Consider the following 23449-nt stretch of genomic DNA (forward strand, 5'->3'; position numbering starts at 1 on the left):
AAAAATATAGCCTGTTCGCTTATGCGAATAGGCTATTTTTAAAATATTTTTCCATCTGAAGGAGATAAAAAATGAAGTTGGAGGGTTTCAGTTGAAAACAGTCGAAGAACTAGAAAACTTAATGACCGAGCCATCGGATGCACTGGTAGAGGATATGCGTAAAATAGACGGGAATATTTTGATATTAGGTATTGGAGGCAAAATGGGACCGACATTAGCTATTATGGCTAAAAGAGCGATTGATAAAGCTGGAGTAGACAAAAAAGTGATTGGTGTATCTCGATTTTCCAATGGCACCTTAAAAGAAGATTTAGAAAAAGCCGGAATTGAAACAATTTCCACAGATTTATTAAACGATGAGCAATTGAAACTTCTTCAGAAAGAGAAAAATGTCATTTATATGGCAGGCAATAAATTCGGGACAACTGGCAATGAACACTTTACTTGGGCAATGAATACCTATTTGCCTGGTAGAGTGGCAGAGCACTTTAAAGGAGCAAATATTGTGGCTTTCTCTACTGGAAATGTTTATCCAATGGTACCACTTTCACAAGGTGGCTGTGATGAGCTGCATGAGGTTGCTCCAGTTGGAGAGTATGGTCAATCCTCTCTTGGTAGAGAAAGAGTGTTTACTTACTTCTCTCATAAAGATAATACGCCACTAACTGTATTTAGATTAAATTATGCAATTGATATGAGATATGGCGTATTACTAGAAATAGCTCGTTCTGTATATAACGGAATTCCTTTGGACTTATCGATGGGTCATGTAAATGTTATTTGGCAAGGTGATGCAAATGAATATGCAATTAGATCATTGTTAAGAGCTAGCTCTCCTCCTACAATTCTCAATGTAACAGGACCAGAAACATTATCAGTTCGATGGCTTGCAAATGAATTTGGAAGGTTGCTGGGAAAAAATCCGGTTTTTGAAGGAGTAGAACAAGAAAATGCATTATTAAATAATGCCAGTAAAGCACATAAGGAATTTGGATATCCGCGTGTCTCCATAAGAGAGATGATTGAGTGGACAGCAACGTGGGTAGCCAACGATGGAGAAACGATCAATAAACCGACGCACTTTCAGGAACGGAAGGGGCAATTCTAAATGTCTTTAACACCAGAACTACAAAAGCATTTACAAGATGGAGCCTTTATCCCAGCTCATCCTTTAGCCTTGACCAGGGAGAAACAATTAGATGAATATGCCCAAAGAAGATTGACTAGATATTATATGGAGGCTGGTGTAGGTGGAATTGCAGTAGGCGTTCATACAACTCAATTTGAAATTAGAGATTCACAGTTTAATTTGTACGAAATTGTTTTACGGTTGGCGATGGAGGAAGTCGAAAAAGCTCAGTTACAGCGTCCCTTCCTGAAAATCGCAGGTGTTTGTGGTAATACGGAGCAGGCTTTAAAAGAGACGAAAATAGCTAAAGCATTAGGCTACGATATGGTACTTTTAAGCAACGGTGGGTTACAAGATTATTCGGAAAAGGAACTTATTGATCGAACGAAAGTTGTTGCAAATGAGTTGCCCGTGTTTGGTTTTTACTTGCAACCAGCTGTTGGAGGAAGAATCTTCAGTTATAAGTTCTGGGAGGAATTTGCAGGTATTAAAAACGTAGCAGCTATTAAAATGGCGCCTTTTGATAGGTATTTAACATTGGATGTAATTAGAGCAGTGTGTGCTTCTCCTAGAAGAGATGAAATTGCACTTTACACTGGAAATGACGATAATATTATTTTGGATTTATTGACAATGTACGAATTTGAAGTAGATGGTAGGAAGGAAAGCAAAAGCATAGTTGGTGGTCTCCTAGGTCATTGGTCGGTCTGGACTCATGAAGCCGTGAAGCTTTTTGAGAAAGTAAAAGAAGCTAGGCTTCATAGTCAAATAGATAAGCACTGGTTTTCTATTGCACAAAATGTCACAGATGCGAATTCAGCATTCTTTGATTCTAAAAATAGTTTCAAAGGGAGTATTGCTGGGATCAATGATGTGCTGAGCAGACAAGGTCTACTGCAAGGGAATTGGTGTCTAACTGACCATGAAGTTTTAAGTCCAGGTCAAGCAAAAGAAATCGACCGAGTTTATGCATCGTATACACAGTTAAATGATGATGTTTTTGTACAGAATTTTCTTAGTAAAGACACAGAGTAATTAATAGGAAAGACACATTAACATACATGTGTCTTTTCGTTTTAAAGAAGGAAGGTTTTAACTTTACTAATAAATGCGGAGGATAGTCTATGAAAATAGGTTTAATAGGTTTGGATACATCCCATAGTGAGATTTTCACGCGATTGTTAAATGATTCGGAGGACGATCATCATGTAAAAGGTGCTCAAATAACACATGTTATTCCAACTTACTCCGAAGACTTACGCATCAGTCGGGAACGGTTTCCTAATTACAATAGAATTATCACCAATAAATATGGAGTTATTCCTGTCGAAAATATAGAAGAGTTTATGACGGTCGTTGATGCAGTAATTATCGGAACGGTAGATGGTAGAAATCATTTAGAATGGTTTAAAAAAGTGGTTAGTTATAGTAAACCAGTATTCATCGATAAACCAGTTGTTATGAACAGTGGGGAAATGAAAGAATTAATCAATCTTAGTAAAATCTATAATACCCCTGTTATGAGTTCCTCCTCTTTGAGATTTTCAGAATCAGTTGTACAAGCAAAAAGTGCAGATATACAGAGTGGCTATTTTTTTGGACCGACCCCTCGTCAAGAACAAATGCCAGGATACTTTTGGTATGGGATTCACTTAGTTGAAATGGTTGTCACTATATTTGGTACCGAAGTTGAAAAAATGAAAGTAGAGACATATAAGGATTGCGAACAAATTCACATGACATTTTCTAACGGAAAACACGCCATCATTCGAGGAGAAAACGAGTGGCATAATCGATTTGGAGCAACTCTGCATACCAAAGAAATTGTTCATTCCTTACGTTTATGGGAAGAGGAGAAACCGTATTACGCAGGGCTAATCGAACAAGTCATACAATTTTTTGAAACTGGGGTATCCCCGGTACCTATTGAGGAGACGAAGGAGATTGTAGCGTTACTCGAGGAGATTTCGTCCCTGTTTAGCGAACAATTCTGAATGTTTTTAAATATACTTACTTTAGGTATAGTCCATTACACTCTTAACGTTTATACTAAATGGTAGATGGTGGTAATGTAGAAAGTAGGTAGATAAAATGGCATCGATTGATCGCGAACTTTATGAATACATTCTTGCAAATTCAAGTAATATTACAATCAAATGGTTTACCGCAAAATGTGATTTTGACAGCCCTTTTTATTCTAATAATTTGAATCCCGAAATAGACAAAGTTTTAAAAGAACAGCATGCATTAACTATTAGTACCGTAGCTTATGCTTTTTTGGAGGAAGAACATGGCTTTCAGGAGCAACTTTTAATATGGGCTGAAACAGTAGCCCAAAGTAGAATTGAACATAATATACCGATCCATGACGTCATAAAGGCTCTAAATAAAACGCGTGAAACAATATGGCTATTTGTGGAGAACTTTGCATTTGCGCATCATGATGATTTGCTCAATACCGTTGTGTTGAAGTGGAGTCGCTTGTTTAATACCGCATTCGATCAACTTATTCACAGTTTTTCGGAAAGGTATTACTATCTATCTAACAATAGATTGAATGCACAACAAGCGTTGATAAATGAACTTAGTGTACCAGTCATACCAATTTTAGAGAGTGTCGGAGTTTTACCTATTGTAGGGGATATCGATACATTTAGGAGCAAGTTATTATTGGAAAGTGTCCCTAATACATGTGTGGAAATGAATATAGACAAACTTTTCATAGATATTTCATCTGTCACGTTTATGGATACAATGGTAGCAAATGAATTATTCCGTTTAATAGATGTACTTCAATTGCTTGGCATTAAGACTGTCTTATCTGGTATTCGACCTGAAGTGGCGCAGACTTCGATTCAACTAGGCGTGAATTTTGGTAATATTTCTACTTTTAGTTCATTAAAGCAAGCCTTGTTAAGGACTGGAGTTTATACTACAAGTGGAACTAGTAAAAAATAGTAGTTTTTAAGAAAACACTTACAGTAGAGGTCTGTAAGTGTTTTTTTATGTCCCGATGTAGCAAATAACTCTGAATTAAAAGGATTTAAGTATTAATATATTTCTTAATTTAAACCACTTTTATTAGTATAAAATACTAATATATAATTTTGAATTAGGTTCAAAAGATATGCACTATATTTAGTAAACTAATACTATTTTACAATCTTTTGAATAATTAGAAATTTCGGTATTCGTACTAGTTTAATTGTGATAAATTGGTATTGTCACACTTAATTGGAAGTGTGAAAACTCAAGTTAAAGGGGAAATGAGATTTGAAGAAGTTTAAGTTTACGAAGTTCTTTAGTAGTATGCTAGCTGTGATTATGGTTTTATCTCTATTGGTTCCATTCTCTAATGCTAGTGCTGAAGAAGTTAAACCATTCAAGCAGAATGGTCAAAGTGAAAGTACTATTCAACTGAAGGCTGCTATAGCGGAACAATTGAGCTTATCTAAAGATGGCCCAACCCTTCATGAAAGTTTACAAAATGTGTCAGGCAATCAAGATGTTGCAGTAATTATTCATTTATCCGAAAAGCCTGTAGCACTAGAACAAGGAATTAGCCAAGTGAAAGGCAACAAATTCTCAAATGCGCGCGCAAATCAGGTCCGTGCAAATGTAAAAGCTCAACAAGCAAAAGTGAAAAAAGAACTAACTGTTAAACAGGTTCAAATAAAGCAAGGATATACGTTTGATACAGTATTGAACGGATTTGCAGCAACAGTTAAAGCAAGTGACATTCCGAAATTATTAACTGTAGAAGGAATTACGTTAATCGAACCAGATGCTACTGTTTATGCATCAGAAGAAAATACAACTAAATCTTCCAAACTTATAAAAGATGAAACATTAGAAGCACAAATGAATACAAGTGTTTCCTTCCTAGGTATTGAACAGCTATGGGATGAAGGAATTGAAGGACAAGGGGTTAAAGTAGCGGTACTTGATACAGGTATTGATGCGGATCATCCTGAGTTTGCTGGTATTTATAAAGGCGGGAAGAACTTCATTCCAAACTCATCTACTTATGCGAAAAATCGTGCAGATGATGATGCTTCCGAGACATTACCTTCGGAACGCCCAGCGGGAACACCTGAATTTAATACAACGGGAAGTTCATTTTATACATCACATGGTACACATGTAGCGGGAACGATTGCAGCAATTGGCGCAAACGAATTCGGCATTAAAGGGATTGCACCTAAAGTTGATTTATATGCTTATCGTGTACTTGGAGCGTATGGAAGCGGAGCGACTTCAGGAATAGTTAAAGCAATTGAAACAGCTGTAATAGAAGAGATGGATGTTATTAATCTATCACTTGGTGGTGGAGCTAACTCTGAAACGGATGCAGGTTCATTTGCGATTAATAACGCCATGATTGCTGGAACTATTGGAGTAATTGCAACTGGTAACTCTGGTCCAAATCGTGGAACAATGGGAACTCCGGCTACTGCACGTTTAGGGATTGCAGTGGGTAACACAACGAATCCTGAAACAATGTATAACGGACAAGTAAATCTTACGGTTGGAGATTATAACTTAACGAAACAACTACAATTAATGGGCACAACATTTGGGCAAAATTTAGCAACACAACTACAAGGTGAGTTTGACCTAGTTGAAGTACCTGGGCTAGGGGAAGTAAAAGATTTTGAAGGAATTGATGTAAAAGGGAAAGTAGCTTTGATTGCTCGTGGTTCTATCGCATTTGTCGATAAAATTGAAAATGCAAGAGCGCAAGGAGCAGTTGCTACAATTATTCATAACTCAGCGACAGGATCAGGTGCGCCAAATGCATCAGGTACATTCCTTGGAGATTCATTTGCCTTCATTCCGACATTTGATATGTCCTATACGGATGGAATGGCAATCCGTGCGGAATTAGCAAAAGGAACAGGTAAAGTAAGCTTTGGTCAGTTTGCATCCACAAAAACACTTGGTGACGATGTAAACGATTCTAGTTCACGTGGACCATCTACACCAAACTTTGATATTAAACCAGATGTAAGCGCACCTGGAACAAATATTATGTCTACTATTCCAATGTACAAAAAAGATTTCCCTGAAGCTGTTTACGACGAAGCGTATGATCGTAAAACAGGAACTTCTATGGCAACACCGCATATCGCAGGTATTGCTGCGCTTGTAAAACAAGCAAATCCTGATTGGAATGCTTTTGATGTAAAAGTAGCGCTTTCCAATACGGCTAAAATATTGGATACAAATAAGTATGATGTATTTGCTCAAGGTGCAGGTCGTGTAAATGCGTATGCAGCGGCACATCCAGAAATTCTTGCGTATGCATTAGATACGGCTGTATTAGATAGCAATGGAGCTATTGTGGATAACGTGAAAGGAACAGTTACTTTCGGTCCTCAATCATTGAAAGATGGTAATATTTCCGTCACAAAAGAGATTTTAGTGAAAGATATTGCTGGTAAAGGTGGAAACTATAACGTCTCAGTAGATGTAACCAAGTCATTTGGTGACGCAAAAGTGACGATAGACAAACCGACATTCAATCTTGCTGGAGAGCAAGTGTTAAAAGTTACATTGACAGCTTCTAAAGCAACTGCACCAAATGGTTCTGAAATACTAGGATATATCCATATTAACGGTGGTAATTCAGAAGTTTCCTTGCCATTTGCGGCTGACTTTGGTGGAGCAGAGGCAACACAATTAAAAGATTACAAAATTTCAACAACAGATTTATCCTTTAATGGTGACGGAGTTCAGGATTCCGCAGTTCTTTCGTTTACATTAACTGGTGACGTAACAACAAACTATATCGAACTTTGGGATATTATGAATCCTGAAGGTGGGGAATACGGGGATGGCTATATTGGTTACTTACATTCAGGTTCCGCACTAGCAAAAGGATCTTATAACCTGAATATTGCAGGACAATATAAACCGTGGGGCACAGATCCAGCAACTACTATTCCTGATGGCTTATACACTATAGACTTCACTGGTGTTATAGCTTCTGGAGTTGTGCAAGATTATGTTGGACCAGTTATCGTGAAAACAACAAAACCAGAAGTTGCTGGAACAGTAACTGAAGGCGTTGCAACTGGTCAAGTAACAGACAAATATATCGATTATAATGAAGAACTATATTTGTATGGATTAGACTATAATTTAAATGAGAAATTAAAAGCTTCCTATGTTTCTACTGTCAATGGTGAAGCAACTGCACCAGTAGCGTTTAACTTGAACCAAGACGGTAGCTTTACATTCCCAGTAACAGCTGAAACAGATTCAGTAAAAGTAATCGTTAAGGATGCTGCAGGAAATGTGGGCGAAGCATTAATTTATGAAAAAGAAGTAGTAGAACCAGTAATAACTCTTTCTGTTAACCCAGCTACGCTAGACTTAACAGCTGGAGAAACATCTCAACTAACTGTGACAGAAACATCTACACCTGTAGAAGGTGATGAAACTGATAAAGATGTAACAACAGAAGCAACTTATGTCGTAGCAGACGAAAGTATCGCTACAGTTAAAAATGGAGTAGTAACTGCAGTGGCTGAAGGTACGACAACAATTACTGTTTCTTATGGTGAAAATGAAGTAACTTTGAATGTAACCGTAAAAGCTAAAGTAGTTATACCAGGTGTAACTCTAACGGCTGATAAGACACAAATTGACTTGGTGCAAGGAAACGAAGAGCAACTGAAAATTACAGAAGTAACAACGACAGCTGATGGTAAAATAAAACAAAAAGATGTCACAAAATCTGCTTCGTATAAAGTACAGAACAGCAAAGTGGCTTCCGTAAAAAATGGGCTAGTAAAAGCGAAAGATGCAGGAAGTACACAAATTATCATTAAATCTGGGAAAAATGAACTAACAGTAAATGTCACTGTTACAGAACCGGTAGTGACACTAACTGCAAACTCTACACAAATTGATTTGGAGTCAGGAAACGAAGCTCAACTGACAATTAAAGAAGTAACAACTGGGGCAGATGGAAAAGTAACAGAAAAAGACGTAACAAGATCTGCTTCGTATAAAGTAGCGAACAGCAAAGTGGCTTCCATAAAAAATGGCTTAGTGAAAGCGAAAGATGCAGGAAGTACACAAATTACCGTTAAATACGATAAAAATGAACTGACTGTAAATGTCACTGTTACAGAACCAGTCATTGTAGAACCAGTAGTAACTCTAACTATTGACCAAGCTCAGGTGGAGACAAAACCTGGTAAGGAAGTAAAAGTGAAAATTACAGAAGTAACAACTGTAGATGGTAAGACAACAGAAAAAGACGTAACGAACCTTGCGTCATACAAAGTTACCAAAAATAACGTGGCGTCCGTAAATGCTGGCGTGGTAAAAGGTAAAGGCCCTGGAGAAACAACAGTTACCGTAACATATGGTAAGCATACGCTAACATTCGATGTGACTGTAGTAAACCCGGGAAAGGGTAATAATAAGTAAAATACAAAAAAGAAGCAGCCCTACTCGGTAGAAATGTTGAGTAGGGCATTTTTTTGTCCCTGTGTAGCAAACAATTCATAAATTACTGTATTTAGGACTAACTTCTGTTTTTAAAGAAGCATTTATACCACTTTGAAGAGAAGTAAAAGTTAATTACCAGAATAGTTTGATGCACAGGGAATATCAGGGATGATTAAGGCAATAGTATTCATTTTTCCTTTAGACAGACTATCAGCTTTTATTTGTTTTTTTCACGTATTTCCACGTAAGTTGCTATCCGGAAAGCTTATTGAAAAGAGCTTTTAAGTCAAAAATGAAATCGCTTACAAAAGGTAGTAAGAAAATTCATACTATTTAATAATAGTGTAGGGTGATAGCATTAATAATAACAAATAACCGAAATGAAGAGGGTGGTTAAAATAGTAATAAATCAAACATTAAAAACGAAAAATAAATCAAATGTGAAAAAAACACCAATGACTAAATCGAATTGGGTTGAAAAAATCCCTAGTAACTTGTGGGTTCTAATATCACTAGTTGTCGCAATTATCATTTGGACCATCCTGTCTATAATACCGAATACTTCTAGAAGTTTTCCGAACATTTTCTATGTTTCAGAGTCTGTTGCAACAATGATGCAACGGGGAGTATTTTGGAGTGATATTGCGAGCAGTCTAATATCTGTTTTGGTTGGGTTCTTGATTGGGTTTGTTATTTCTTTACCAGTAGCTGTACTGATGGCATGGTATCGGCCTATTCGTTTCATAATTGAACCTTGGATACAGTTTGTTCGGAATATCCCTCCTTTAGCGTATGTTCCGTTGGTCGTTATATCGGCTGGGGTTGGACGCACTCCACAGATTATTGTTATAACAATTGCTACATTTCTGACAATGTCTATTACAATTTACCAAGGGGTACGTAATATTGATCCCACTTTGATAAAGGCAGCGAGAGTGCTTGGAGCAAAGGATAAAGATATATTCTTGAAGGTCATTGCTCCAGCTTCGCTCCCTTTTATTATGACTGCAATTCGTCTTGGAACAGCAATAGGGTTAACTTCGTTAATCGCAGCTGAGTCTACAGGAGCAAGTGCAGGACTTGGAATGAGAATAAGGGCATTAAATAATACTTTCGAGGCGAGCCCGATGCTACTTTACATTATAGTCATTGGTGTAATTGGATTAATATTTGAGCGTTTAGTGAAACTGCTTGAAAGGAGATTAACAGGATGGCAGGAGAAGAGAGAGTAGTAAAGTTAAAGATTGATAATGTTCGGAAAGTATACAACTCGCAGAATGGCGAGGTTATTGCTTTAAATGGTGTTAGTCTCGATATTTATGAAAATGAATTTATTACAGTTGTAGGGCCGTCTGGTTGTGGGAAGTCAACTTTGCTTAATATTATTGCGGGATTAGAAAAGACAACTTCTGGAAAAGTTTTCTGTGATGATCAAGAAATAATGGATACAGGAACTGAAAGAGGAGTAGTTTTTCAGCAGTATGCGCTATTTCCATGGTTAACGGTGATGGGGAATGTGAAATTTGGATTAAGCCTGCAAGGTATAAAAAAGGAAAAAGCAGATGAAATAGCAATGAAATATATTCGAATGGTGGATTTAGAAGACTTTGTAAATTCTTATCCAAAAGAGTTATCTGGTGGTATGAAGCAACGAGTTGCAATAGCTAGAGCGTATGCAGCGAATCCAAGTGTTCTATTAATGGATGAACCATTTGGTGCTTTAGATGCTCAAACTAGAACACAGTTACAGGAAGAGCTTCTACATACATGGGAAAAAGAACAAAAAACCTGCTTTTTTATAACCCATGATGTAGATGAGGCGATTATTTTAGGACAACGAGTAATTATTATGAGCGCAAGACCTGGGCGTATTAAAGAAGTAGTAGATATAAATATTCCATATCCTCGTAGTCAGGAAACTAAAATTACACCTGAGTTTTTAGAGGCAAAGAATTATATTTGGAGTCAAGTATACAAAGAGTATTTAGAAGTTAGGAAATAAGGGTACACCACTATTTCTAAACATAGGGAGGAAAGAAGATGAAGAAGTTTTTAAGCATTATAGCTATTGCTCTATTCGGCTTTATGTTAGCAGGGTGCTCGGAAGATGAAGGAACTAGTGAGGCAGAGGGCAAGGAAGCAGACAAAGTTAAAGTAGCATATATGCCCAACTATGCAAGCTTAAATACGGTAGTTGCTGGTATGCAGATCGGTGCCTTCGAAGAGCAAGGAATAGAAGTTGAGCTTGTTGAATTTGCAGATGGACCTACAATTATTGCAGCTTTGGAATCTGGAAGCATTGATGTAGGATATATCGGACCTGGTGCGCATGTACTACCTATTCAAGGAGAAGCGGAGATATTCGCATTTTCTCAGTTAGGAAATGCTGATGAAGTTATTGGTAGTTCCGAAAAGGGTGTAAAAACTATTGAAGATTTAAAAGGAAAAACAATTGCAGTTGCAACGGGGACCTCAAGTGAAACAATTTTAGATTTAACGCTTGCAGAAGTAGGTTTAACAAAAGATGATGTGACATTGATGAATATGGATGCGTCAGCTATAGTAACAGCGATGATTTCTGGGAGTGTAGATGCAGTTGCTACATGGTCTCCAAATACGAATGCGATTAAAAACGAAATGGGTGACGATGCCGTCATGCTTTCGAATAATGCTAGATACGCTGACCAATTTCCATCCATTGCATCATGGTTAGTAAAACCGGGTTACGCCGAAAAGAATGAGGATGTATTGGTGAGATTTACTAAAGGGTTATACAAAGGTATGGATTATCGAGTGGATAATTTGGAAGAGGTAGCGAAGTGGGTTGCAGAAGAAATTGCTGTCGATCCTGATGTTGTAGTACAACAAACTGGAGACGGGGAATGGATCACTCAAGATCAATTGATGACAATGATCGAAGATGGCACTTTAGAAGCATACTATAAAAAACAACAAGAAAACTTTAAGGATGCTGGAAGATTAAAAGAAGAAGAGATGAGACCAGTAGAAGAATATGTATTATTTAATATTATGAAAGATGCTGCAAAATAAAGTTATATATTTAGAAGATTAATTAAGTTAGAATTATCTGAAAGAATATTACTAAAGGTTATCCTTTATCAAAGATAACCTTTTGTATTTAAGTAGGTGAATTCTAAATGCTCATTATTCTAATGCTTTTTCTATTTTTATCATCCATTTTGGTATTAATACTCAAACGAAATCGAGAGACCTTCTATATTTTTGGAATGTGTATGAGTCTTGCAATTATGTTCTCTGGTATTTTACTATATATCGCTAAAAAAGGCGGAATAAGCAGGGAACTTCAAGAATTCCTTTTCTTAAATCTAGAAATTAAAATGCATATTCAATACTTTCTTATAGATGTCTATGATATGGGCTATATTATTGCGATTGGCAGACACTTATTTCCAATGTTTTTGCTGTTTTTAGCTTTCCATTTCTCAATGATTCCATGGTTACAAAGGAATTATTGGGTGAAGAGGCTTACTTTTGTTATGCCACTATTCACCCTGATCATCTATTATCCACCTATTTTTAGTTACTTAACAAATAACAATGAAAGCCTGCAACAAATTATTGCTGTTGGTACCATCATATGGATTCTGCTGTATACAATAATCTCTATAGCATTGTTGCTATTTGAAGCATATTCAATTGAAATGATTTTTTTTCAAAGAAAGTTTATTTTAATTACATCCTTCATCCTATCATTAATTTTATTTTATTTTCTTTATTTCGGTCAGGATCCAGCTCAGGTTTATCAATTCTATACGTTCAAAACCGGTATCTATTATATGAACACAGTATTGTCAGTACCTATCTATATTTTTATTGTGTTTATTAATGTAATCTTTGCCATCATTGGTTTCACGAGTCTAATGAAATATACAAATGATATCGTACAGTCGAGTAAAGAAGAAGTTATAATTCAACGGAAATTTGATGCAATCAGCACAGGTACCTCGGTATTTGTACATAGTATAAAAAACCAACTATTAGCAAACCGAGTAATTTTCAAGCGAATTAATAATAACTTAGATGATCTTGAAAAGGTGAAGGAATACACGGATAGATTGTCCAAGCAAAATGAGAATATTTTGATGCGTATAGAAGAGTTATATCGTTCTGTAAAAGCAAATTCAGTTTATTTGGTTCCGGTTAGTTTGAGTGATGTGGTGGAGAGCGCTCTGGAACGTTTTAACCAAAAGTTTCCCGATAAAGTAGTGGAATTGAATTTAATGATCAAAGGAAATGTTCTAGCTGATAAAAATCATTTGAGTGAGGCTGTTTATAACTTATTAACTAATGCACAAGAAGCAGTAAATAGCCTGACAAGTGTGGAAGGAAGCGTAGTTTTAAGTTGCTATAATGTTAGACAGTATACAGTAATTGAAGTGAAGGATAACGGGATAGGTTTTAGTAAGGAAGATGCCAAAAAGATTTGTGAACCGTACTTTACGAAAAAGAACTCTAATTACAATTGGGGTATGGGTTTACACTATGTTCGTTCCATCGTTAAAGAACACTTCGGAAGTCTTCGATACGAAAGTAAGGAAGGCAATGGGAGTACATTCTATCTATTACTTCCCAAATATAAATGACAAAGTAGTGAAGCTAAATGAGTGAAGTTATTAAAATAATAATAGCGGAGGACTTTTCTTTATTATTAGAGGATTTATCCGAACTAATCAATGCCCAAGAAGATATGCAGGTGGTAGGTACAGCATCAACCGGAAAAGAAATGATTGATTTAGCAAAGAGTATTGAGCACGATATTATTTTAATGGATATTGAAATGGAGAATACTACAGCAGGCATAATAGCTACTGAATATATACGGGATTGGGATAAAAGCGAGAAAATTATTTACTTAACTGCCCACGAAACAGATGAATTTATATTAACGGCGATGGGAACAGGCGCTATTGACTATATGGTGAAGGGAATTCCAGATGAAGAACTGCTGAATCATATTAGAAGTGCTTATAATGGTCATTCATTATTAGAAGGTAAGATTCAACAAGTTGTCATGCAGGAGTATAAACGGTTACAGCAATCAGAGAGAGGCCTTTTGTTTTTTATACAAAATATCTCCAATCTCACAATGACAGAAAGAGAATTAATACGTTACTTAATAAAAGGTATGAAAATAAGAGAAATAGCGATGGAAAGAAGTGTTGAGGTCGTTACGATTAAATCGCAAATCAGCACTCTACTAAAGAAATTCGGTGTATCGAGAACAAAAGAGGTTGTTAAGAAAATAAATGATCTAAACCTTTCTCACTTATTTTAATGTCCAATAACCATAAAGGAGTGGAATTATGCCGGAACAAAACAAGCAACCTAATGTCATTTTTATTATGAGTGATGATCATGCTGCGCATGCAATGAGCTGTTATGGCAGTAGAATAAATGAAACACCAAATTTAGATAGAATTGCAGATGAAGGTATGCGCTTCGATAATTGTTTTTGTACCAATTCTATTTGCGCACCAAGTCGGGCTACTATACTAACTGGACTCTATAATCACAAAAATGGAGTGAAGACACTCGGTGACCAATTTGATAGCCGTCAACCAACTGTTCAAAAAATTTTAAGAGATAATGACTATCAAACAGCCCTTGTTGGTAAATGGCATCTAGGACATGGTGAAAATCATGATCCTGCCGACTTTGATTACTGGAACATTTTCCCTGGCCAAGGCGTGTATCATGATCCAGTGATGATTGAAATGGGAGAGGAAAAGACAGTTCAAGGTTATGCTACTGATTTAGTGACAGATTTGTCCATTGATTGGATGGAGAAACGTGACAAAGATAGACCATTCATGCTAATGTGTCACCATAAAGCACCTCATCGTCCTTGGGATCCAGATGAAAAACATGCTCACTTATATGAGGATGTGGATATTCCGGAACCGTTAACTTTCCATGATGATTATTCTGGCAAGGCCTCTGCTGCCAAGGAAGCCAAGATGAGAATTGATCGTGATTTAGTAACTCGTGACGTTAAGGTAGAACCCCCTGAAGGTCTAACTCCCAAGCAGTTGAAAAGTTGGTACTATCAGCGTTATATAAAGGATTACTTAAGATGTATCGCTTCCATTGATGATAATGTAGGTAGATTACTAGATTATTTAGATTCCGAAGGTATTGCTGAAGATACGATGGTGGTTTACACTTCTGACCAGGGCTTTTTCCTTGGTGATCATGGTTGGTACGATAAGCGATTTATGTACGAAGAGTCACTTAGAATGCCATTTATTATCCGCTATCCACGCGCTATTAAAGCTGGTACTACTACGCGAGACTTTGCTACAAATGTCGATTTTGCTGAAACATTTTTAGATTATGCGGGAATAGATATTCCTGAGTTTATGCAGGGGAGAAGTCTTCGTCCAGTTCTGGAAGAGCGCACTCCAGAGGATTGGCAGACTTCGATGTATTATCGTTATTGGGAACATTTGAGTGTAGAGCATCAAGTGGGGGCACATTATGGACTTAGAACCCATCAATATAAACTTATTTATTATTACGGAGAGGCATTAGGATGTGCGGATGCGATTGACGATCCAAGAATTCCTGAATGGGAATTATTCGATTTAGAAAATGACCCGTATGAAATGAATAATGTATATCACGATACTACTTATGCAGAAATAGTTGAGAGATTAAAGGAAGAATTGTATAGCTTTAAACAACGTGTTGGTGATGACGAATAAAGTGAATAACTAATAAATGCCTTTCATCAATGAATTTAGCTACAAAGTAGCCTTACATTGTTGGAGGGCATTATTAACTCTCCGTAAGAGAGGGGTAGTGATTCTATTAAGAAAACGGACTGGAAGCTTATTGGAGATATTTTCTTTTCATTCTTAAAAATTGGCCCTGTAACATTTGGTGGTGGATATGCTATGATCCCTCTAATTGAACGGGAAGTCGTATTGAAAAAAAGATGGATTACTGTTAAAGAGGTGACAGAGATTTTTGCAATAGCTCAATCGGTACCTGGTGCCATTGCGATCAATTCTGCTATTTTTGTTGGATACCGGCTTGCTGGCTTTAAAGGGGCAGTAGCAGCGATGTTTGGAATATTATTACCAACGTTTTGGATCGTTATATTATTGAGTGTTTTGTATCTGTATGTTCAAGATAATCACTATATAGAAGCCGCTTTTGTTGGAATACGTGCTGCCGTAGTGGCTATAATTGCGTATGCAGCTTATAAAGTTGGATTAACATCCATATACGATAAAACAACTTGGTTAGTAGCTATAACGTCAGTAATTGTTTTATATGTTCTTCAAGTGCATCCTGTATTAATGATTGTTGGTGGGATTTTGACAGGTCTTATTGCTGTATATATAAAAAAATACTTGGGAATAGTGGCGAGACTTGAAAAGGAGTCGGAGCAAATAGATTAGGGGGTACTTCATGCTGTTGATGGAATTGTTTACGACCTTTTTAATGATTGGCTTCGTCTCTTTTGGTGGGGGATATGCGATGATTCCAGTTATTGAATCAGAGGTTACTGTACACGGTTGGATGACAACTCAGCAGTTTACAGATGTAATAGCAATAGCTGGTATGTCTCCTGGTCCAATAGCTACTAACTGTGCCATCTTTGTAGGTTTTCATACCGCTGGTTTACCTGGTGCTATTATCTCAACAGTAGGAATGGTTTTACCATCTATACTTATTATTTTAGTAATTGCTAAGTTCTTTTTCCAATTTCATGAAAATAAATATGTGAAGTTTGCATTTTATGGACTGCGACCTATTATAACAGGACTAATCGCTTATTCTGCAATTGAATTTGCGATTTCAAATGATGTAATCGGGGAACTTTCCTGGTATACGTTTAGTTTAGTAGCAATCTTTGGACTATCTTTATTTGCAGTTACTAAAACAAAGATTCATCCAATTCTAATCATTTTGTTGTCTGGAGTTTGTGGAATTATATTATATAGTTAAGATGTATAGGAGCTGAAAAAATGAACAAAGAAAATTCTTGTTGCTCAGTGAATAGAAATAGACAATCGATCCAAACCAGAGAGAATATAGTACAAAATAAAGAAAGGCTAGTTAAGGAAATAAAATTTAAAGAGAAAATGGTCTATTTGTCTGGTGGGGAATTTATAATGGGGACAAACGACAATGAAGGCTCCCCAGAAGATGGAGAAGGACCTGCAAGAAGAATGAGCGTTTCTCCATTTTACATAGATCGCCATACAGTAACGAATGAAGAGTTTATGCAATTTGTTCAGGAAACAGGATATCAAACGGAAGCAGAGCAATTTGGTTGGTCATTTGTTTTTTATCATTTTGTAGAAAAAAACAAAGCAAAAGTAATACAGCAGGTTCCTGGAACCCCTTGGTGGCTAGTTGTTGAAGAAGCCTACTGGTACCAACCAGAAGGTCATGGATCTACAATCGACAATCGAATGGATCATCCTGTTATTCAAGTATCCTGGAATGATGCAATAGCTTTCTGTGACTGGGCTGGAAAACGCTTGCCAACAGAAGCAGAATGGGAATTTGCAGCGCGTGGGGGACTGGAACAAAAAAAATATGCCTGGGGAGATGAATTAACTCCAAATGGTAAGTATCACTGTAATATTTGGCAAGGTAACTTTCCATATGAAAATACGAATGAGGATGGTTATTTAGGAACTGCGCCAGCACAGTCTTTCCCAACCAATGGATTTGGTCTCTATAATGTAGCAGGTAATGTATGGGAGTGGTGCTCAGACGCTAGACAAACAGATTCGATGGAATCTCAAAGCCATGCTTCAAAAGTGATGCGAGGTGGCTCTTATCTATGTCATGAGTCTTATTGTAATCGTTATCGAGTGGCTGCACGTAGTTCTAATACATCAGATAGTTCTACAGGGAATATTGGCTTTAGATGTGTAAGTGACGTTTAATAACTGATGGTAAGTATAGTTAGTAGTTTAATAGAGGCAAGAAATAATTAGAGGTACCGTTAATTCAAGCTCAATGTACGAGGGATAGATTTACTATAAGTAGAAAACAGAGGAATTTTGGTAAAGTAATAGAAAAGTAAATTAGATACCTATACTAAATCTAAGGTTTCCTTTATAGGAGGGAACCTTTTATAGAGTTTTCATCGAATAGGTTCTATCCTCTGTTTCTTCAATAACTCGGCAAACTGATTTGCGGGTACTGGTTTGGAAAACAAATAACCCTGAACTGTGTTGCAATTATAGTTTTGTAGAACCTTCAATTGCTCCATAGTTTCAACGCCTTCTGCGATTACATCCATGTTTAAGTGATTTGATAATTGAAGAATCATATGTACGATGAAATTTGCATCTTCTTGCTTAGTGTTACTCAAATCTTTAATAAAAGAACGATCAATTTTTAATATGTCAATTTTTCCATTAAAATGATGCAAATGGGATAACGAAGAGTAGCCAGTTCCAAAGTCATCTAATGCAATTTTAATCCCTAACTTTTTTAACGCATCTAATTGGGAGAATACAATTTCCTCGTTCCTCATAATAGAAGTTTCGGTAATCTCTATCTCTAAATAACGAGCTTCAAGCTTAGTTTGCTCCAGTGTTTCCCTAGTACTGTTAACTAAATCTATCTCCATGAAGCGTGAGGCAGATAAGTTGATAGAGACCGGAATAGCTGGGAGATTCGCATCTTGCCAAGCTTTGTTTTGAGCACATGCAGTTTTCTTGACCCATTTGCCAATGTTATTAATAAAACCTATTTTTTCTGCCAACGGAATAAAATCATTGGGCGATATTAACCCTAATTTAGGATGATTCCACCTAATAAGGGCCTCTGCCCCAATAATAACATTTTCTTTCGTATTTACTTTAGGCTGATAATATAATTCAAATTCATTTCTATGTATTGCATATATAAGGTCCAATTCTAGCTCGGAGGAAGAAACAATTACTTGGTCGCTATCCACTCCATTTACGCTGTTTAAATCAGTTTCACTATTTTTTTGATGATTATTTTTTTTAACTGCGCTATGCTTAATAGACGAGGGATTCGGTTCAAGATTCGCTTTAGGCTGCATTGGTTTTTCTCCTTATATATGATGTGTTTTTGTTAGGAAAAGTCCAATAAAAAATAAGAATTTTATTGGACTTTGATGTCTTAGTTAATGAATGGTAAATCAAATGTAGTTATAGGTTGTTTAATTGATTTTGTCTCTTCACTGCTTCCATTTGGATATAAAGCTACTGCTAATACTATTAATAGGATAATAGATAATTTTTTCATGTTTTTTACCGTCCTTTTTCTATAATTTGGGGTGATATTTTGGAAATGAAATACTTAGGTTTAGAAATTAGTAAACTGCGGACAGAGTTGGGTTTTTCCCAAAAGGAGCTCGCAAAAGATATTTGTACACAGTCGACGATAAGTCGAATTGAAGCTGGAGAGGTATATCCAGCAATAGATACTTTATTGAAAATTGCTTTAAAACTTCAAGTCCCTATTGAGTATTTTATTGAAATGCTATTCCATAAAAATGTCCTTGAAAGTGAGAAATTAATAAATGATATTGATTACCACTTAAAGGAACATAATTATAAAAAGGTAATTTCAATAATTGATAATAATAAACTTGAGAAAGATAATATTTGGTTAAACTTATACTTAGAATATATTTTAAGTACCGCAAAATATTATTTGAAAATAATCTCGCCAGAAAAATGTATAGAGAATTTAAAGAGTATTATAAAATTTTCAAATCCAACAACAATCCAATTTAGGTTCTTACAGATCAAAATTAATAATACGATTGCAAATGTCTATGGAGAGAATGGTGAGAGTCAGAAATGTCTATACCATTATAATAAAATCCTAAAAGAACATATTCACAAAAATTATAGTGATTATAAAATTTATAGGACTCTAATAACAGTTTTGTTTAATAAATGTAAAATCCTTTATGATTTAAAAGAATATGATACTTCCTTAGAAACTGCTAATCAGGGGATTCAAAAGTCTAAGGAAAGTTCTTTTATGTTCTTAAATGGTCAATTCTTATATTACAAAGGTCAATGTTTAGAAAAGAAAGCTGCTCCTATAGAAGAAATCAAAGCTGCCTATAAACAAGCATTGTTTTTCTTTGAGTTTCAAGAATTACCTTTTTACATTCAAGCAATAAATCAAAATAAAAAGCAATTTTTACATTAGATTGGAAGTCTTGTGTCGATTCTCAGTAATCTTCAATTGTTAGATGTTTTCCTCCATTTCTGTAATTAAATAATTTACTCATTGGTTACTAAAAGAACATTTACAAAAGAGTACAAAATACTTAATAAAACGTGTTTTAAATACTTTTTGCATTTCAAATATACTAGATAAATTGAAAAAAATCTGTAGAATATGCATAAATGGATATTTTCTTAAGTAATCTAAAATTAGTTTCAACAACTTTTATTTAAAATTTTTCCTTAACAAGAATATCGGTCATTTTCATAAGCTTTCACTTTGTAGAAGAAGCATCATAAATGGGTATAAAATGGTGATACTAATGCTATTAGGAGGAATGCGATATGAAAGTGAGAATAGAGTGGATTTACAAAACGAAGCGAGGAGCGAAGATGGATTTCTTTTCAGAGGAAGTGCCCGCAGCGCAAGCGTTGTTATTTGCCGAAGATATGGAGCGTACCGGTCGACTAAAGCAAGTTACTTTTGTGGATACGTTTGATAGTTCGTGGACAGTAAAGGAATTGAAGGGGTATTTGAAAGGTATTGAGACGGAGCCACATAATGTCACGGTTTATTTTGATGGGGGATATGATCGAGATACGAAAAGTTCGGGGCTAGGTTGTGTGATTTATTATGAACAAAATGGCAAGTCTTATAGACTTAGAAGAAATGCTGCTACGACGGGTTTAGAATCGAATAATGAGGCGGAATACGCTGCTATGCATTTAGGGTTACAGGAATTGGATTTGCTAGGAGTTCATCATTTGCCTGTTCGATTTATAGGTGATTCACAGGTTGTGATTAATCATTTAAATGGTGAATGGCCAGTAATTGAGCAGGATTTAACTGGGTGGGCAGATCGAATTGAAGGAAAACTATCAAAGCTTGGCATACAAGCAGAATATGAGTTGGTGCCAAGGAAAATGAATGGAGAAGCAGACCGTCTTGCTACTCAAGGTTTAAATGGTATTGAGATTCAGGCTGTTATTGAATTAGTAAAGGATTGAATATTAAAATGATGTTGATCATTAACTATATACAATATAAATAAACACCAGTGCCTAAGAGAGACACTGGTGTTTATTTAAATTTCTAATTTTATAAGTGTGCTGCATTTTCCTGTTTTGCTGGTGAATCATTATTATCTTCTGGTAATGACTCTTCTTTTTTAGCTAATTTTTTATGTTGTGACTTAGGAAATGCTTGTTTTGCCTCAGCTTTTGAGTTAGCATCCTGTACGTTTTCGTTATAATATTGGACGCTTGTCATTGCTCCCTCTTCCACCATACGATTATCATCTGGATCGTTTGGATCAGAGTAACCTGTCTTAGTCGCCTGACTAGGTTTTGTGTTCTTAGAAGACATCATCGAATCGATCTTCGTTTTCGAATTTTTTACTGCTGTTTTTAATTGAGCTTTATTGTTTTTGTTTGTGAAATATACTGCTGCGAGCGCAGTAGCTGCCCCTATTATCAGAGATCTTTTATTTCCGTTTGCCATAAATCATCACTCCCTTTCTTTATATATACCCAAATGTTTTCATGCTCAATCCTTTTACTATTTATTTCATTTTTGTTTGTTTTAATATTCAATGGCAGTACAAATGCCCGATAACGTTTATCCTCATAATAGTGTAAAATAATTGTCTACATACATAAAAAGGAGAATAAAAGCATGACAGGAAACACACACATCATCGGCGGTCTTGCAGCAAGTCTTGCTTTTGCCCAAGTTTCAAATTATGATCCGGTATTATTAGTTGGAGCAGGCGTTGTTGGGGCAATCATCCCGGACATATGCCACGGAGGTAGTAAAATCGGTCGTAAATTTAAAGTATTATCAAAGGTGATTAACACGCTTTTCGGGCATCGTTCATTCACACATAGTTTACTATTTTTAGTATTAATGGCTTTTCTTTTGAATGGTTTTATTAACAATGATTCCATCATACTTGGTTTTCTTGTTGGGATGGCAAGTCATTACATACTTGATATGGCAACAAAAAATGGCATTAAATTATTGTACCCTCTTAAGATAACGGTTCGATTTCCTGTAACTACGAGAACTGGTGGTACAGTAGAGTATGTCGTATTTGCAGCTTTATCAGTACTAACTGTCTATTTTGGCTACGGTGTATTTGGTAAATATATATAAATCATTCAACATAGGATGTAATTCTGTAGAATATTTTGTCATAACTATATAAATAAAAGAGGCTTATTCCACTTGTCCCGGGGGCGAAACAGTGGAGTAAGCCTCTTTTGTTAGTTATTGCACTCTTGCGAAACCGAAACCAGAAGCATAGTCGTCGCCAGTTGCTGCGCCGCTACCTCCTTTAATATCTACTGCTCTCGCACGAGTTTGTAAATTTGTGCGGAGTTGTGTATGGGACCAAGAGGGGTTTTGGGACCATACCTTTGCTGCCAGTCCAGCTACATGGGGAGTGGCCATTGATGTTCCGCTTATTGTATTATATCCACCATTATTCCAAGTGGAATATATAGATGCTCCAGGAGCTGAAATTTCTATGTCTCCTAGTTGAATTACATAGTCTCCGTCAGTGGAGCTATATCCGCGTGAGGAGAAATCAGCAACCCGGTATGTACCGTTTTGTTGACGATTTTCTAGAGCTGCTACAGCCACAGCATTTACTAAGGCTCCTGGATAACCTATTGATCCTTGGGAAGGACCTGAATTTCCTGCAGCTGCAATTATTAATACTCCTTTGTTATAAGCGTAATTCACAGCACTTGTTATTAAACTATTACTAGCAGAAGAGCCAAGGGACATATTAATAACTGTTTTAGTTCCCGTAGAAACGGCTTGGTCCGCTGCATGTCTAATTGCTGCGGCGATATCATCTGAATATCCCGATCCATCATCTCCTAAAACTTTATAAGCCCATAAGTCAGCACTTGGTGCTACTCCGTAAATTCCTGCTCCATCACTCCCACCATCTGCTAGGGCAGTGCCGGCAACATGCGTACCATGTCCATTTGCATCATTACAGCTATTATTGACAATTGGAGTAGCGGTAGTGAAGTTTTTACATTGTTCCACTGTATTAGTTAAGTCATAATGATTAATATTTACTCCAGTATCTAAAACCGCAATATTAATACCTGCTCCACCTGAAGTGGTCGTTAAACTTGAATTATTATAAATAGCTTTTATTCCCCAAGGGGTTTGCTCGGTTGGATATTCACCTGCCATTGTTTCGAATTCAGAAGAACGTACATCTGCATCAAGTGTTACTTTGTCAATTTTTGTTACGGTTATATTTTTGTTTTTTTGAAGTGCATCATATTGGTTTTGGTTCATATTAGTGGAGAAACCATTCTCAGTTAACTCCCAACGAACTTGGTATTGATTTTTTATATTATTTTTTGTAGATTTATTATTACTTTCAACATAAACTCGAAATGTCTCTGATCCTTTAGCAGAATCAATTAATTCGGAAGAAGTTGCGTTTACTAATGAAGTACCTTGCAGTGGTATTGTTAATGAACCGATTATTGCTGCGCTTAGTAATAATAATTTTGCTTTGTTCATTTCTCCAAAACTCCTTTTCGATTTTTTTGTAGTGCAATTTAAAACTAGCATACAAAAGTAATTTTGTTTATTGGG

General features: G+C 36.1%; 20 protein-coding genes. 17 read left to right on the top strand and 3 right to left on the bottom strand.

Annotation, left to right across the window (positions count from 1 at the left end):
* The first annotated feature begins 91 nt into the window (after nt 1–91).
* The 14 genes from MKX53_RS03800 to MKX53_RS03865 all read left to right on the top strand — a co-directional run bounded on the left by MKX53_RS03800 (nt 92) and on the right by MKX53_RS03865 (nt 17544).
* Entirely contained in the window at nt 92–1108 is a 1017-nt protein-coding gene (locus tag MKX53_RS03800) for an NAD-dependent epimerase/dehydratase family protein (RefSeq protein ID WP_340909236.1), read from the top strand.
* On the top strand, nt 1109–2164 hold the full coding sequence (locus MKX53_RS03805) for a dihydrodipicolinate synthase family protein (protein WP_340909237.1): 1056 nt from the start codon (nt 1109–1111) through the stop codon (nt 2162–2164). It abuts the gene before it with no gap.
* A gap of 89 nt (nt 2165–2253) precedes the next feature.
* Nucleotides 2254–3123, top strand: coding sequence for a Gfo/Idh/MocA family oxidoreductase (locus tag MKX53_RS03810; RefSeq protein ID WP_340909238.1), 870 nt, complete (start codon nt 2254–2256; stop codon nt 3121–3123).
* 97 nt (nt 3124–3220) lie between these two features.
* Nucleotides 3221–4087, top strand: coding sequence for an STAS domain-containing protein (locus MKX53_RS03815; RefSeq protein WP_340909240.1), 867 nt, complete (start codon nt 3221–3223; stop codon nt 4085–4087).
* 315 nt (nt 4088–4402) lie between these two features.
* Entirely contained in the window at nt 4403–8572 is a 4170-nt protein-coding gene (locus MKX53_RS03820) for a S8 family serine peptidase (RefSeq protein ID WP_340909241.1), read from the top strand.
* Between the two features lie 410 nt (nt 8573–8982).
* A complete protein-coding gene (locus tag MKX53_RS03825; protein WP_340909242.1) occupies nt 8983–9825 on the top strand; it encodes an ABC transporter permease in 843 nt (280 codons plus the stop codon).
* Nucleotides 9804–10595: an ABC transporter ATP-binding protein gene (locus tag MKX53_RS03830; RefSeq protein ID WP_340909244.1), complete on the top strand. Its 792-nt coding sequence runs from the start codon at nt 9804–9806 to the stop codon at nt 10593–10595. Before MKX53_RS03825 ends, MKX53_RS03830 begins: the two co-directional genes overlap by 22 nt.
* A 38-nt stretch (nt 10596–10633) precedes the next feature.
* On the top strand, nt 10634–11644 hold the full coding sequence (locus MKX53_RS03835; RefSeq protein WP_340909247.1) for an ABC transporter substrate-binding protein: 1011 nt from the start codon (nt 10634–10636) through the stop codon (nt 11642–11644).
* Nucleotides 11645–11751: 107 nt separating this feature from the next.
* Complete coding sequence (locus tag MKX53_RS03840) at nt 11752–13218, top strand: HAMP domain-containing sensor histidine kinase (RefSeq protein WP_340909250.1); 1467 nt, start codon at nt 11752–11754, stop codon at nt 13216–13218.
* Between the two features lie 17 nt (nt 13219–13235).
* The gene (locus MKX53_RS03845) at nt 13236–13910 is read left to right on the top strand and encodes a response regulator transcription factor (RefSeq protein WP_340909253.1); all 675 of its coding nucleotides are present in this window, start codon (nt 13236–13238) and stop codon (nt 13908–13910) included.
* A 28-nt stretch (nt 13911–13938) separates the two neighbouring features.
* Nucleotides 13939–15339 (top strand): sulfatase family protein, encoded by a 1401-nt coding sequence (locus tag MKX53_RS03850; protein WP_340909256.1) that lies wholly within the window; start codon nt 13939–13941, stop codon nt 15337–15339.
* Nucleotides 15340–15477: 138 nt separating this feature from the next.
* Entirely contained in the window at nt 15478–16041 is a 564-nt protein-coding gene (locus MKX53_RS03855; RefSeq protein ID WP_340913227.1) for a chromate transporter, read from the top strand.
* Between the two features lie 10 nt (nt 16042–16051).
* The gene (locus MKX53_RS03860; RefSeq protein ID WP_340909259.1) at nt 16052–16591 is read left to right on the top strand and encodes a chromate transporter; all 540 of its coding nucleotides are present in this window, start codon (nt 16052–16054) and stop codon (nt 16589–16591) included.
* Between the two features lie 20 nt (nt 16592–16611).
* Nucleotides 16612–17544, top strand: coding sequence for a formylglycine-generating enzyme family protein (locus tag MKX53_RS03865; RefSeq protein WP_340909261.1), 933 nt, complete (start codon nt 16612–16614; stop codon nt 17542–17544).
* A 200-nt stretch (nt 17545–17744) separates the two neighbouring features.
* Here the strand turns inward: MKX53_RS03865 and MKX53_RS03870 are convergent, their stop codons facing one another.
* On the bottom strand, nt 17745–18677 hold the full coding sequence (locus MKX53_RS03870; RefSeq protein WP_340909265.1) for a putative bifunctional diguanylate cyclase/phosphodiesterase: 933 nt from the start codon (nt 18675–18677) through the stop codon (nt 17745–17747).
* A 251-nt stretch (nt 18678–18928) separates the two neighbouring features.
* Here MKX53_RS03870 and MKX53_RS03875 point away from each other — a divergent pair, with 251 nt between their 5' ends.
* Nucleotides 18929–19804 (top strand): helix-turn-helix domain-containing protein, encoded by an 876-nt coding sequence (locus tag MKX53_RS03875; protein WP_340913229.1) that lies wholly within the window; start codon nt 18929–18931, stop codon nt 19802–19804.
* A gap of 362 nt (nt 19805–20166) precedes the next feature.
* On the top strand, nt 20167–20829 hold the full coding sequence (locus MKX53_RS03880; RefSeq protein WP_340909267.1) for a ribonuclease H family protein: 663 nt from the start codon (nt 20167–20169) through the stop codon (nt 20827–20829).
* A 91-nt stretch (nt 20830–20920) separates the two neighbouring features.
* Here MKX53_RS03880 and MKX53_RS03885 read toward each other — a convergent pair whose 3' ends face one another.
* Complete coding sequence (locus MKX53_RS03885) at nt 20921–21322, bottom strand: hypothetical protein (RefSeq protein ID WP_093537200.1); 402 nt, start codon at nt 21320–21322, stop codon at nt 20921–20923.
* Between the two features lie 174 nt (nt 21323–21496).
* Between MKX53_RS03885 and MKX53_RS03890 the strand changes: the two genes are divergently transcribed.
* Complete coding sequence (locus MKX53_RS03890; RefSeq protein ID WP_093537201.1) at nt 21497–21976, top strand: metal-dependent hydrolase; 480 nt, start codon at nt 21497–21499, stop codon at nt 21974–21976.
* Between the two features lie 114 nt (nt 21977–22090).
* Here MKX53_RS03890 and MKX53_RS03895 read toward each other — a convergent pair whose 3' ends face one another.
* On the bottom strand, nt 22091–23374 hold the full coding sequence (locus tag MKX53_RS03895) for a S8 family serine peptidase (protein WP_340909269.1): 1284 nt from the start codon (nt 23372–23374) through the stop codon (nt 22091–22093).
* Nucleotides 23375–23449: the final 75 nt, after the last annotated feature.

It is taken from the genome of Psychrobacillus sp. FSL K6-4615, assembly GCF_038008225.1.
In the GTDB taxonomy this organism is placed as follows: Bacteria; Bacillota; Bacilli; order Bacillales_A; family Planococcaceae; genus Psychrobacillus; species Psychrobacillus psychrotolerans.